The 13,163-nt window shown below is 37.7% G+C and carries 12 protein-coding genes; all 12 read left to right on the forward strand.

Annotated features, from left to right (window positions below; genetic code table 11):
* Nucleotides 1–21 precede the first annotated feature (21 nt).
* The 12 genes from KORDIASMS9_RS05665 to KORDIASMS9_RS05720 all read left to right on the forward strand — a co-directional run bounded on the left by KORDIASMS9_RS05665 (nucleotide 22) and on the right by KORDIASMS9_RS05720 (nucleotide 13,157).
* Nucleotides 22–1,716, forward strand: coding sequence for a hypothetical protein (locus KORDIASMS9_RS05665; protein WP_114901909.1), 1,695 nt, complete (start codon nucleotides 22–24; stop codon nucleotides 1,714–1,716).
* A gap of 10 nt (nucleotides 1,717–1,726) precedes the next feature.
* Entirely contained in the window at nucleotides 1,727–2,821 is a 1,095-nt protein-coding gene (locus tag KORDIASMS9_RS05670) for a hypothetical protein (protein ID WP_114901910.1), read from the forward strand.
* Nucleotides 2,814–3,833 carry a dTDP-glucose 4,6-dehydratase gene (rfbB, locus tag KORDIASMS9_RS05675; RefSeq protein ID WP_114901911.1) on the forward strand — a complete coding sequence of 340 codons (1,020 nt, stop codon included), beginning with the start codon at nucleotides 2,814–2,816 and terminating at the stop codon, nucleotides 3,831–3,833. The genes KORDIASMS9_RS05670 and rfbB overlap by 8 nt, the downstream gene beginning before the upstream one ends.
* A 7-nt stretch (nucleotides 3,834–3,840) precedes the next feature.
* Entirely contained in the window at nucleotides 3,841–4,698 is an 858-nt protein-coding gene (gene rfbA, locus KORDIASMS9_RS05680) for a glucose-1-phosphate thymidylyltransferase RfbA (protein ID WP_114901912.1), read from the forward strand.
* 8 nt (nucleotides 4,699–4,706) lie between these two features.
* Nucleotides 4,707–5,240, forward strand: a complete 534-nt coding sequence (gene rfbC / locus KORDIASMS9_RS05685; protein WP_114901913.1) for a dTDP-4-dehydrorhamnose 3,5-epimerase — start codon at nucleotides 4,707–4,709, stop codon at nucleotides 5,238–5,240.
* On the forward strand, nucleotides 5,237–6,091 hold the full coding sequence (rfbD, locus tag KORDIASMS9_RS05690; protein ID WP_114901914.1) for a dTDP-4-dehydrorhamnose reductase: 855 nt from the start codon (nucleotides 5,237–5,239) through the stop codon (nucleotides 6,089–6,091). The genes rfbC and rfbD overlap by 4 nt, the downstream gene beginning before the upstream one ends.
* 4 nt (nucleotides 6,092–6,095) lie before the next feature.
* Nucleotides 6,096–6,893 (forward strand): 3'(2'),5'-bisphosphate nucleotidase CysQ, encoded by a 798-nt coding sequence (cysQ, locus tag KORDIASMS9_RS05695; RefSeq protein ID WP_114901915.1) that lies wholly within the window; start codon nucleotides 6,096–6,098, stop codon nucleotides 6,891–6,893.
* A gap of 105 nt (nucleotides 6,894–6,998) precedes the next feature.
* Nucleotides 6,999–7,994 carry an SDR family oxidoreductase gene (locus KORDIASMS9_RS05700; RefSeq protein ID WP_114901916.1) on the forward strand — a complete coding sequence of 332 codons (996 nt, stop codon included), beginning with the start codon at nucleotides 6,999–7,001 and terminating at the stop codon, nucleotides 7,992–7,994.
* Entirely contained in the window at nucleotides 7,984–9,243 is a 1,260-nt protein-coding gene (locus tag KORDIASMS9_RS05705; protein ID WP_114901917.1) for a nucleotide sugar dehydrogenase, read from the forward strand. The genes KORDIASMS9_RS05700 and KORDIASMS9_RS05705 overlap by 11 nt, the downstream gene beginning before the upstream one ends.
* 35 nt (nucleotides 9,244–9,278) lie before the next feature.
* A complete protein-coding gene (gene wecB, locus KORDIASMS9_RS05710) occupies nucleotides 9,279–10,406 on the forward strand; it encodes a non-hydrolyzing UDP-N-acetylglucosamine 2-epimerase (RefSeq protein ID WP_114901918.1) in 1,128 nt (375 codons plus the stop codon).
* Between the two features lie 6 nt (nucleotides 10,407–10,412).
* Nucleotides 10,413–11,618, forward strand: coding sequence for a UDP-N-acetyl-D-mannosamine dehydrogenase (wecC, locus tag KORDIASMS9_RS05715; protein ID WP_114901919.1), 1,206 nt, complete (start codon nucleotides 10,413–10,415; stop codon nucleotides 11,616–11,618).
* Nucleotides 11,619–11,693: 75 nt separating this feature from the next.
* On the forward strand, nucleotides 11,694–13,157 hold the full coding sequence (locus KORDIASMS9_RS05720; protein ID WP_114901920.1) for an MBOAT family protein: 1,464 nt from the start codon (nucleotides 11,694–11,696) through the stop codon (nucleotides 13,155–13,157).
* Nucleotides 13,158–13,163 lie beyond the last annotated feature (6 nt).

The following is a 13,163-nucleotide window of genomic DNA, read 5'->3' on the forward strand; positions in this document are numbered from 1 at the left end:
TTTTGTGCGGAAAAATCATTTATGAGCAACATTACAATACACGAAAGAACAAGAGCGCAAGAATCATCAGGAGCTATTGAACGTTTGTATATTACCATGAGACATTTATTCAATCGTGGCTTTTACAAACCAATGGGCGTTTCTGGGGAAACCTTGCGTGAATCGTTGTTGTTGTTGCGTCCAGAAATTTATGGTTCGGTTGCGGATAAAAAGGCGGAAATCAACGGATTACTGTATGTAATTGATCGTTTGCCAATTGGTATTGAAGAATGTCGCTATATCAATTTAACGTCGGATGAAGGATTTAAAAATTCGCACTTTAAAGTCATCATTCCACCAAAAAGACGCAGAAATTGTTACCGAATCGATGATGAACAAATGAATATTGAGATCACGCGTGGCCGCTCTGAAATCTATGACATTTTAACGCATTTAACGTTTTTATTTATCGAATCGCACAAAATTTGTGACCGTGTATTGATTAATGAAGATGGAGAAACAACGCGCGATTGGGAAAAATTAACACACGCTGTTGGCAAAAAGAAAAAGCTAAGTTTGGCAGAACGCGAAGTTGCTATTACACATACGGCGAATATTTTAGGAAGAACTTTTGAAGAAATATTAGACGCACATCAAACTTTTTCTACCAAGGAAAATCCAGAGCGTTTTCTAAACATTATTTATTGGTTAGGAAAATTAGCCATTGAAGAATGTACAAACGGTCAAAAAAGAAAAATTACCTTCAGTCCTGTACTGCGCGAACGTTTGGGACATCACATTCATGGTGAAGTTTGGGCAAACAACATTAAAAAAGTACTCAAAACGCATCAGTTATTACACAGACCTATTCACATCATAAGTGCCAATATGCACAGTGTAATGAACTCTATATTTGCACCAAAACTATTGCAAAAACAACTCAATACTACAGACGAATTTGATATATTTGAAGCGTTAAGTGCTTCGGAAAGTAATGCGCTTCGTACTAAAGTAGAAAAAGAAGCGTTGAAAAAGGGAATGATTTACATCAAAGACGAATCAGGAACCAACATCAACGTGCAAATTTTTGATACGGCTAAAATTGATTTCAGTAAAACATCGTATACGTGTTGCGCAACCAATGATGCTGAAAAACCAGTATTATTTGTAATGGATTATGCCTTTGGAGAACAAGCGTATGAAACCATTGATGAGTTTTTAAAACCCTACACGAGTGCGGACAAAACGCAAAAAGAATACTTAAATGTAGCGTCCGTGTCCATTATGGGAAAAGCGGGAATCTTAGAAGGCGGAAAAGGAGACATCATGATTCCGTCGGCACATATATTTGAAGGAACAGCGGACAACTATCCTTTTAAAAACGAATTGAAAAAAGAAGACTTAGAAGGTCACGGATTGCAAGTTTTTGAAGGTTCTATGATTACGGTATTAGGAACTTCATTACAAAACAAAGACATTTTAAAATTCTTTCACGATTCCACATGGAATGTCATTGGACTTGAAATGGAAGGAGCACATTATCAAAAAGCAGTGCAATCGGCTTCTAAAATACGAAGAAGTATTTCAGAAAATGTAAAAGTACGCTATGCATACTATGCTTCTGATAATCCTTTAGAAACTGGAAGCACGCTCGCTTCTGGCGGATTGGGAACTACGGGCGTAAAACCAACGTATTTAATAACAAGAAAAATATTAGAACAACTATTTAACAACTAATAATAAGAAAATGAGTGAAAATAGCCAAAACGTGTTGCCTGAACAACCACCAAAACCAGCAGGTAATGAAATAGACTTAAAAGAGCTGTTTAGAATGATAGGAAGTGCTTTCAACAGATTCTTCCTATTTATCCGAAATATTCTTTTATTCCTATTAGACTTATTAATCAGAGCGCTAATCATCGTTAGAGTACACATTGTAAAATTTGCAATTGTCGGATTTTTAAGTATTGTTATAGGATGGTTTGTTGATTCAAGAAAAGAAGCAGTATTTGGATCAAGCATGTATGTAAAAACAAACTATGGAAGTACACGTCAATTATACTCAAACATTAAGTATTACCAAGGTCTTGTAGAAGAAGGTGACAGTATGAAACTTGCAGATATTTTTAGCATTACTAAAGATGAAGCAGGGAGTTTACGTGGATTTGTTATTGATCCAGATGTAACGGATAATGGAATGCTAAAAGCATACAACGAATTCATGAAAACGGCCGATACAACGTTTGTCATGAATGAAATTGATTTCGAAAAATACAAGAAAAACACAAGTCCGATGGATTTTAGCGTGCATCAAGTTTCTGTGTATTCTACCGAAAAAGAAATCATTCCAGCATTGCAAGAACCTATTGCCAAAAAGAATGTAGAAAACTTTCACATCAAGAGACAAAAAGAAATCAATCTTGAAAATCTTGAAAAATCAGTAAAAGCACTCGAAAAACAATTGATCCGAATCGATACGTTAAGTGAAGTGTATAAAGATTTATTGTTGCAAGAGCCAAAAGAAAACTCTTCCAAAGCTTCGAATACCTATATTCAATTGGCATCCAATAACGAGAAAAAAACAAAAGAACTAGAATTACTTGCAGTAAACGAGAAAATATCGAATAGAATTCTTGAAATCAATCGACAGAGAGAAATGGAAAGAGAAACCATCAATGTGTTAAGTGATTTTTCTCCTGGAGCAAGAATTCGATCGTTCTATGATAGGTATTTGTACAGAATTCCTATGATTACCGTATCATTATTGCTGATGTTTATCTTACTAAGAGAATTAAACCAATACCTAAACACATACGCAGAAAACAAACGAATGAATGTCTAAAAATGCCGTACTTATTACTGGAGGAGCAGGATTTATAGGAGCAAACTATATTCCGTATTTCTTGGAGCAACACCAAGACACCACAGTAGTAAATATTGACAAGCTTACGTATGCTGGCGATTTGGCAAATTTATCAGCAATCAGCAATCATAAAAACTATCACTTTATAAAAGGTGATATTTGCGATCGAAATTTGATTGAGCAATTGTTTAAAACACACGATTTTAAAGCAGTTATTCACTTTGCCGCAGAATCACATGTAGACAACTCTATCAAAAATCCAGATGCGTTTATACAAACAAATATCTTTGGAACCTTCAATCTATTAGATGTCGCCAAAAAACATTGGATGGATGGACCGAATCAAGTAAAACCAGGTTGTGAAGCTTGCCGTTTTCATCACATCTCAACAGATGAGGTATACGGAACGCTGGGCGAAACAGGTTTGTTTACGGAAGACACATCCTACGCACCAAACAGTCCGTACAGTGCTTCCAAAGCATCGTCTGATTTTATTGTGCGCAGTTACTTTCACACCTACGGAATGAATGTGGTAACGACAAATTGCTCTAATAATTACGGACCGAAACAACATGATGAAAAGTTGATTCCAACCATCATTCGCAAAGCGGTTTCAGGAGAGCAAATTCCTATCTATGGCGACGGAATGAACATTCGCGATTGGTTATACGTGTTAGATCATTGCAAAGGAATTCATCTCGTATATCAAACAGGAAAAGCTGGCGAAACCTACAATATTGGTGGACGAAACGAACGTACCAATATGTACATTGCCAACACAATTTGTGAACTATTAGACAAATTACGTCCCAAAGAAACCTCTTACAAAGCACAAATTAGTTTTGTGACTGACCGACCTGGACACGATTTTCGCTACGCCATTGATGCCAGCAAAATAGAAAATGAACTCGGTTGGAAAGCCGCAGAAAACTTTGAATCGGGCATTTTAAAAACAATTGAATGGTATTTAAAAAAATACGAAACAAAATAAACACAAAATGAAGGGAATAGTATTAGCCGGTGGCTCAGGAACACGATTGCATCCACTTACGTTAGCCGTAAGCAAGCAATTGATGCCTGTGTATGACAAACCGATGATCTATTATCCTGTCTCAACCTTAATAAGTGCGGGAATTCGTGAAATACTCATCATTTCCACACCGCAAGATTTGCCATTATTTAAAAAATTGTTGGGTGATGGAAAAAAGATTGGTTGCGAATTTCAGTATGAAGTACAAGAAAACCCAAACGGACTCGCAGAAGCCTTCATCATTGGTGAAAAGTTTATTGGCGATGACAAAGTTGCCTTAATTTTGGGCGATAATATCTTTTACGGATCAGGTTTGGCAAACCTATTGCAAGCCAACAACGACCCGCAAGGAGGCATTATTTACGCATATCACGTACACGATCCAGAACGTTATGGTGTGGTAGAATTTGACAAAAACGGAAACGCCATTTCCATAGAAGAAAAACCTGCACAGCCAAAATCAAACTTCGCCGTGCCAGGTATTTATTTCTATGACAATGAAGTGGTAACAATTGCCAAAAACATACAACCAAGTGGTCGTGGCGAACTTGAAATTACCGATGTAAATCGTGTATACTTGGAAAAAGGAAAACTCAGCGTAAGCATTCTCGACAGAGGAACGGCTTGGCTAGATACAGGAACATTCAACTCGCTCATGCAAGCGTCACAATTTGTACAAGTCATTGAAGAACGACAAGGACTCAAAATTGGCGCCATTGAAGAAGCAGCATACCGAATGGGATTCATTACCAAAGAACAACTAGATGCATTGGCGAAACCTTTATTAAAAAGTGGGTACGGAAAACATCTATTAGAAATACAATAAAAAACGTCTTGAACATAACACATACACCATTAGCAGGCTGTTTTGTCCTAGAACCTCAAGTATTTGGAGACTCTAGAGGAAGCTTTATGGAAAGTTACAACGAACAAAAATTCCCAGCAAAGGTTCATTTTGTACAAGACAATCAATCCATTTCACAAAAAGGAGTTTTGCGCGGATTGCACTTTCAAAAAGGCGCACATGCACAAGCAAAACTCGTACGTGTCATTCGTGGAGAAGTATTAGATGTGGCGGTAGACATTCGTCCAGATTCTAAAACCTACGGACAGCATTTTTCCATCATTCTAAATGCCGAAAACAACAAACAGCTCTTTGTTCCAAGAGGATTTGCACATGGTTTTGCCGTGTTGGAAGATGATACTATTTTCGCTTACAAATGTGATAATTTCTACAACAAAGAAGCAGAATCAGGCATTATATACAACGATCCAGACATTGCAATTGACTGGAAACTTTCTGAGGAAGAAATCATGCTTTCAGACAAAGACAAACTATTGCCAAACTTGAAATCGCTATCGTTATGAAATCGGTTTTGGTAACAGGCGCCAACGGGCAACTAGGACAGTGTATTCAAAAGATACAAGCAGCACATTCGGACATCAACTTTCATTTTGCTTCTATTGACGAGCTAGACATTACAGACACTCAAAAAGTACAGGAATTCTTCTTGAAAAATTCGTATGATTACTGTGTAAATTGTGCCGCGTACACCAATGTGGAACTTGCAGAAAGTGAGGAAGACAAAGCGTATTTGGTGAACGCAGAAGCAGCCAAAAATCTCGCGAAAGCGTGTGCCGACAACAAGGTGACAATGATTCATATTTCTACCGATTATGTATTTGATGGCACAAAAACGACTCCATACTTGGAAACAGACGCAACAAATCCGATCAGTGTGTATGGCGCGTCTAAACTAAAAGGAGAACAAAACGTGCAAGCGGTTTCTGAAAAGTACTTTATCATTCGTACGTCGTGGTTGTATGCGGAATTTGGAAAGAATTTCTATAAAACCATGCTTCAAAAAGCCAAAGAAAAGGCAAATCTCACCATTACAACGGAACAAACAGGAACGCCAACTAACGCCAACGATTTGGCAGCATTGATCGTCAAAATCATCAACACAAACAATACAAACTACGGCATCTATCACTTTAGCAATGATGGTGAAGCAACTTGGTACGATTTCACGAAAGAAATCATTCAAAATATGCATCTGGCGGAAGCCGATCAACCTTCACTAAAACCTGTAGACAGCTATAAAACCAAAGCAGCGCGCCCTAAAAACAGCGTGTTAGACAAAACGAAAGTTCGCAGCATTATTGAAACCATTTCTTGGCAAGAAAGTCTGCGCAACCTCATGAAAAACTCCAACTAACTTGATGAACGAATATCTATACAAAGCCATTGAAACTTCCGTACATGCAGGCGGAATTATTATGGATATTTACGAAAATCAGATTGTAGCTGTTGAAACGAAATCAGACAATTCTCCCGTAACCATTGCCGATAAAAAAGCCAACGTATACATTGAAAAAGAATTGGAAAGCACGCAAATTCCTGTGCTCAGTGAAGAAGGCGAACACGCACATTACGACATTCGCCAACACTGGCAACAATGCTGGATTGTAGATCCGCTGGACGGCACGAAAGAATTCATTAAACGAAATGGCGAATTTACCGTCAATATTGCATTGGTAGAAAACGGAGTTTCGTTATTAGGCGTTATCTACATTCCTGCGGTAAAATCAGTATACTTTGCCATTCCTGCGGAAAAAAAAGCGTTCAAATTGGAATTGGAAGAACATACCATAACGCGTGACATGCTCACAAACGCTGAACAAATTTTTGCTGCAGACGAAAGTGACGAAATTACCTTAACTTCTAGTCATTCATATACCAATCAAAAAGTAGTAGACCTTATTGACACGCTTGAAACCGAAGGAAAAGAAGTCAATCTCATCATGGCAGGAAGCTCGTTAAAATTTTGCCTAATGGCAGAAGGACAAGCTTCGTATTATCCGCGATACGCACCAACAATGGAATGGGACACGGCTGCCGGACATGCTATTTGCAACGCTGTCGGACTCGAAGTATATTCCTTAGAAACCAACAAACCCCTAAAATACAACAAAGAAAACCTACTAAATCCGTGGTTTCTTGTTAGAAAAGTACGATAATTAAAAAGGGGATAAAACCCTTTCTGCAAAGGGTATTTCCCCTTAAAAGTCATTTATTTCCTAGAATTAAAATTTATAGCTAGTTTTGCAGCGAATCATAGCAACATGTATCAAGAAGCATATTACCCAGAACACCTACATACGTATCGTTTTTTAATTACCGGCGGCGCAGGATTTATTGGAGCCAATTTGGTGGAGTATCTACTAAAACACAACGCCCAAAAAGTACGTGTATTAGACAACTTAGCCACAGGTTTTAAACACAATATTGCCGAATTTGAATCGCACCCAAATTTTGAATTCATTCAAGGAGATATTCGCAATTTGGAAACCTGTAAAAACGCTGTCGCGGGAATGGACTTTGTGCTACATCAAGCCGCGTTGGGTTCCGTACCACGTTCGTTTAACGATCCTATTGCTTCTAATGAAGTAAACATTACAGGCTCTCTAAACATGCTGGTAGCTTCGCGCGATGCTGGTGTGAAACGTATGATATATGCAGCTTCTTCCAGTACGTATGGCGATAGCAAAGCATTGCCCAAGCAAGAAGAAATTATCGGGAAACCATTATCTCCGTATGCAATTACCAAATATGTAAACGAACTGTACGCAGACAATTTCTCTACAAACTTTGACTTTCACACGATCGGATTGCGTTATTTCAACGTTTTTGGACCCAAACAAAACGTACAAGGCGCGTATGCAGCCGTCATTCCACTATTTTTCAACGCAGGAATCCATAACACAAACGTAACCATCAATGGGGATGGAAATCAAACGAGAGATTTTACTTTTGTTGAAAATGTAGTGCAAGCAAACATAAAGGCGTTATTTGCAGAAATTACAAAACATGAAGTCATCAATGTAGCTGTGGGCGATCGCATTAGTGTGAACGATTTGTGGAACAATATCAAAGAAATTACACAAAGTACTATTGAAGCTTCTCACGGAGAAAGTAGAATAGGCGATGTACGCGATTCTTTGGCCGATATTTCAAAAGCAAAGCGCATTTTAGGCTACACTCCAAAATACACCGTGCGCGATGGTTTAAGCATTACGCACGACTTTTTTAAAAAACAAGCGGAAGCAAATGACAAATAAGATACTTTCTATAATAGGTTTAGGATATGTTGGATTGCCATTGGCGGTTGAATTCAGCAAAAAAGGGTATCAAGTCATTGGGTTTGATATCAATGCTGCGCGAATTCAAGAGTTGCAACAAGGAAACGATCATACGCTTGAAGTAAGCCGCGAGGAATTGCAAGAAGCCACTAGCTTACACTATACGAACCAAGCGTCCGATCTCGCGAAAGCGAACATATACATCGTCACAGTTCCGACACCCATTACCGAACATAAATTTCCAGATTTAACACCTTTAGAAGCTGCTTCTACTTTAGTTGGTTCGGTGTTGGGCAAAGATGATATTGTCATTTATGAATCCACCGTGTTTCCAGGTTGTACCGAAGAAGTGTGTGTGCCTATTTTAGAAGCACAAAGCGGATTGGTATTTAATACAGATTTTTTCTGCGGATATTCTCCAGAAAGAATCAATCCGGGCGATAAAAAACACAGAGTTAATAATATTGTGAAAGTTACCTCAGGAAGCACGCCTGAAATTGCCGAAACGATTGATGCATTGTATAAAAGTATTGTTACGGTAGGCACGTTTAAAGCGTCATCCATCAAAGTAGCAGAAGCTGCCAAAGTCATTGAAAATTCGCAACGCGATATCAACATTGCGTTTGTCAACGAATTGGCATTAATCTTTGGAAAATTAGGCATTGACACACACGAAGTATTAGAAGCTGCGGGAACCAAATGGAATTTTTTACCGTTTACGCCAGGTTTGGTGGGCGGACATTGCATTGGCGTAGATCCATATTACTTAACACACAAGGCGAAAAGTGTTGGATACATTCCGCAGGTCATCTTAGCCGGAAGAAAAATAAACGATAACATGGGCAAATACATTGCAGAACGCGTTGTAAAACTCATGATCAAGCAAGAAAAACTCATCAAAGGCGCCAAAGTGACCATTTTGGGCATCACTTTTAAAGAAAATTGCCCAGATATTAGAAATACACGCGTTATTGACATTGTACACGAACTTACCGAATACGGGATTGAAGTTGAGGTATTTGACGACAATGTAAATGCTGCTGAAGTAAAAAAGGAATACGATATTGATTTGGTTTCGACGATTTCAAACGACACCAGAGCGATTATTTTGGCAGTTGCCCATAAAAGTTTCAATAAAATTGACGTAACTCCCTTTTTTAAAGCAGGATGTATTATTTTTGACGCGAAAAATTTCTTCCCTAAACCAATAGTTACAGAGAGATTATAGCCGTAAAACACTAAATAAAGAACAAAAACAAACTGATGAAAAAAAACCTAATTGTATTTGGTACACGACCAGAAGCTATTAAAATGGCACCGCTGGTAAAAGAATTTTTAAAACACCAAGACACTTTTGAAACAAAAGTTTGTATCACGGCACAGCACAGAGAAATGCTGGATCAGGTACTGTCATTTTTTGAAATTACGCCAGATTATGATTTGGATTTGATGAAGCCGAATCAAAACTTATATGGTTTAACAGCAGATATCATTACGAACTTAAAACCTGTGTTGGAAGATTTTCAACCAGATTATGTATACGTTCACGGAGATACAACCACGACAATGGCAACAAGTATTGCCGCTTTTTATTCAGGTGCAAAAGTATGTCATGTAGAAGCTGGGTTGCGTACCTTTAATAAAAGATCGCCGTTCCCAGAAGAAATCAACCGATGTGTTACGGGAAGCATTTGCGATTATCACTTTTCTCCAACAGAAACATCCAAACAAAACCTGCTGAACGAAAACGTAGCAGACGAAAACATATTAATCACGGGGAATACCGTAATTGACGCGTTGCATTTTAGCGCAGCCAAAGTAAAATCGGACGGTTTTCAAGATCAAGAAATTGAAGACGTAAAAGAAGTATTGGACACTTCGAAACGCTTGATTTTAGTCACAGGTCACCGTAGAGAAAATCACGGACAAGGATTTATCAACATTTGCTCGGCGTTGAAGCAAATTGCAACGGATCATCCAGATACACAAATTATTTATCCTGTACACTTAAACCCGAACGTACAAAAACCCGTATACGAATTGTTAGCGGATATTGATAATGTGAATTTAATCAAACCATTATCGTATCCTGCATTTGTATGGTTAATGGACAAATCGAGCTTAATTATTACCGACAGTGGCGGCGTACAAGAAGAAGCACCAAGTTTAGGAAAACCTGTATTGGTAATGCGTGATACTACTGAACGACCAGAAGCGGTAGACGCAGGAACGGTTTTATTGGTAGGAACGGACACCGACAAAATTATTAGCGAAGCAAACAAATTACTAACAGACGAATCAGCTTATCACAAAATGAGTAAACTACACAATCCGTATGGAGATGGAACGGCTTGTGATAAGATCGTAACATACATGTCAAAATTACACTAAAACATCATGGGAAGTAACAAACCAAGCGTTGTCATGGTAGGTCTAGGATATATTGGACTTCCAACAGCAGCCTTAATTGCAAGTAAAGAAATTACAGTAACCGGCGTTGATATTCATCAACATGTGGTAGATACTATTAACAAAGGAGAAATTCACATTGTAGAGCCAGATTTAGATGGCTTGGTGCATCATGTGGTAAAACAAGGATATTTAACCGCAAGTACATCGCCAGTAGAAGCAGATGTATATTTAATTGCCGTACCAACACCTTTTAAGGGCGATTACGAACCAGATATTTCGTATGTAGAATCGGCAACGAGAGCGTTATTGCCAACCTTGAAAGAAGGCGCTTTGGTCATTGTAGAATCGACAAGTCCTGTAGGAACTACCGAAAAAATGCAAGCCGTTATTGAAGCGGAACGTCCTGAATTGATCGGAAAAATATACATGGCATACTGCCCAGAACGTGTGTTGCCAGGAAACGTAATTTACGAATTGGAGCATAACGATAGAGCTATTGGTGGAATCAATGCGGAATCGACGGAAAAAGCAGTGGAATTTTACAGACACTTTGTAAAAGGAGAATTGCACAGAACCAACTCTAAAACAGCAGAAATGTGTAAGTTGGTGGAAAACTCTTCGAGAGACGTACAAATTGCGTTTGCCAATGAACTTTCCATGATTTGTGATGAAGCAGGCATCAATGTTTGGGAATTGATCAACTTAGCCAACAAACATCCGCGTGTAAACATCTTACAGCCAGGAACTGGTGTTGGTGGACACTGTATTGCAGTAGATCCATGGTTTATTGTGTCTGAATTTCCAGAAAAAGCAAAAATTATTCGTTCTGCAAGAGAAATCAACAACTACAAAACAGAATGGGCCATTGAAAAGGTAAAAAACACAGCTTTACAATTTAAAATTGACAATGGTAAAGATGCAAAAATCGCGTGTATGGGATTGGCATTTAAACCAAATATTGACGATTTACGTGAATCGCCAGCATTATTAGTAGTTGATACCTTAGTAAATGATGGTTTCAATGTATTAGCGGTGGAGCCAAACATAAAATCGCACACAAAATTTGAAATTCACGACGTAGATGATGCGCTTTCGGAAGCAGATATTGTTGTATATTTAGTAGCACACAGAGAATTTTCTAATTTAGAAAAAACAGCAAGTACACTCGATTTTTGTGGAGTGTTTAAATAAAATAGTACGTTTAGTGCGCAATTTTGTTTTAAGTTGATCTTAGCGTAGAATTGCGTGCTAAAAACTTTATAAAAAATGTTTTTTAACTCGTTAGACTTTGCCATCTTTTTCCCCATAGTATTTATACTATATTGGGTGTTTTCACAAAATTTAAAACAGCGAAATGCTTTCATATTAATTGTAAGTTACATTTTTTATGGTTGGTGGAATTGGAAATTTTTATCACTCATCATCATTAGTTCGTTTGTTGATTATTTTGTGGGGAAGAAACTTGGAAAAGAAGAAAATCAGAAGAAGCGGAAAGGCTTATTAATACTGAGTTTATTCGTAAATTTAGGCTTTCTCATTTACTTCAAATACTTCAATTTCTTTATAGAATCTTTTGTAGATGCATTTAGTTTATTCGGAAAAGAACTCGAAATATCTACGCTCGAAATCATTTTGCCAGTTGGAATTAGCTTCTACACATTCCAAACGTTAAGTTATACAGTTGATATTTACAAAAAGAAATTTCAACCTACCAATGACATGATTGCGTTTTTTGCATTCGTAGCATTCTTTCCACAATTAGTCGCAGGACCTATTGAAAGAGCCTCACACTTATTGCCACAGTTTTTTGAAAAGTATAAATTTAACTATCAGCAGGTAAAAAGTGGATTGTTGTTGATGTTGTGGGGACTTTTTAAGAAGATGGTTATTGCGGATAGAGTGGCACTTTTGGTCAACGAAACCTACAATAACGTCGGAAGTTATTACGGGATGGAATTTGTAGTGGGAACCATCTTTTTTGCCTTCCAAATTTATTGTGATTTCTCAGGATATTCAGACATTGCCATTGGAGCTGCCAGAACCATGGGGTTTGATTTAATGAAAAACTTTGACAGTCCGTATTTCTCCAAATCAATTACTGAATTTTGGCGTAGATGGCATATTTCGTTATCTACATGGTTTCGAGATTATGTGTATATTCCGTTAGGCGGAAGTAGAGATGGAAAATACAGAACGTACTTAAACTTGTTCCTCGTATTTTTAATAAGTGGTATTTGGCACGGAGCTGCGATGACATTTGTTATTTGGGGAGCTGTTCACGGAATTATTATTGTGTTAGAAAAAGCAACAGGATCGTTTCGAAAAAATATATTTAAAACCATAAAACTGACCAAAAAGAACATCGTTGGAAGGTTGTTTTTTATGACGGTTACCTTTATTATTGTGTGTTTTGCTTGGATATTTTTTAGAGCAAACTCATTAAAGGATGCACTTGCCATTGTTGGAAAAGTATTTGCGTTTGATAAAGGAGAAAAAACAGTGATTTCTGAAATAGGAATGGACACGCCAAATTTTTATGCGGCACTTATTTTTATTGCACTTATGATTGTATTTGAAATCATTCACAAGCGTAAAAGCATGGTCGTAACCTTGGCAAAACAAAATATAGTAGTTCGATGGAGCTTTTATATTATTGCAGCGCTTATATTGGTTACTTTCGGGATTTATGGATCTTATGACGAATCGCAATTTATATACTTTCAATTCTAATTCGAT

The organism is Kordia sp. SMS9, assembly GCF_003352465.1.
In the GTDB taxonomy this organism is placed as follows: Bacteria; Bacteroidota; Bacteroidia; order Flavobacteriales; family Flavobacteriaceae; genus Kordia.

Bases quoted from the DNA above. Each gene is read 5' to 3' on its own strand.
- rfbB (WP_114901911.1), top strand. From the start codon at position 2,814: ATGTCTAAAAATGCCGTACTTATTACTGGAGGAGCAGGATTTATAGGA.
- KORDIASMS9_RS05720 (WP_114901920.1), top strand. From the start codon at position 11,694: ATGTTTTTTAACTCGTTAGACTTTGCCATCTTTTTCCCCATAGTATTT.
- KORDIASMS9_RS05665 (WP_114901909.1), top strand. From the start codon at position 22: ATGAGCAACATTACAATACACGAAAGAACAAGAGCGCAAGAATCATCA.
- KORDIASMS9_RS05700 (WP_114901916.1), top strand. From the start codon at position 6,999: ATGTATCAAGAAGCATATTACCCAGAACACCTACATACGTATCGTTTT.
- KORDIASMS9_RS05705 (WP_114901917.1), top strand. From the start codon at position 7,984: ATGACAAATAAGATACTTTCTATAATAGGTTTAGGATATGTTGGATTG.
- wecB (WP_114901918.1), top strand. From the start codon at position 9,279: ATGAAAAAAAACCTAATTGTATTTGGTACACGACCAGAAGCTATTAAA.
- KORDIASMS9_RS05670 (WP_114901910.1), top strand. From the start codon at position 1,727: ATGAGTGAAAATAGCCAAAACGTGTTGCCTGAACAACCACCAAAACCA.
- rfbD (WP_114901914.1), top strand. From the start codon at position 5,237: ATGAAATCGGTTTTGGTAACAGGCGCCAACGGGCAACTAGGACAGTGT.
- rfbA (WP_114901912.1), top strand. From the start codon at position 3,841: ATGAAGGGAATAGTATTAGCCGGTGGCTCAGGAACACGATTGCATCCA.
- wecC (WP_114901919.1), top strand. From the start codon at position 10,413: ATGGGAAGTAACAAACCAAGCGTTGTCATGGTAGGTCTAGGATATATT.
- cysQ (WP_114901915.1), top strand. From the start codon at position 6,096: ATGAACGAATATCTATACAAAGCCATTGAAACTTCCGTACATGCAGGC.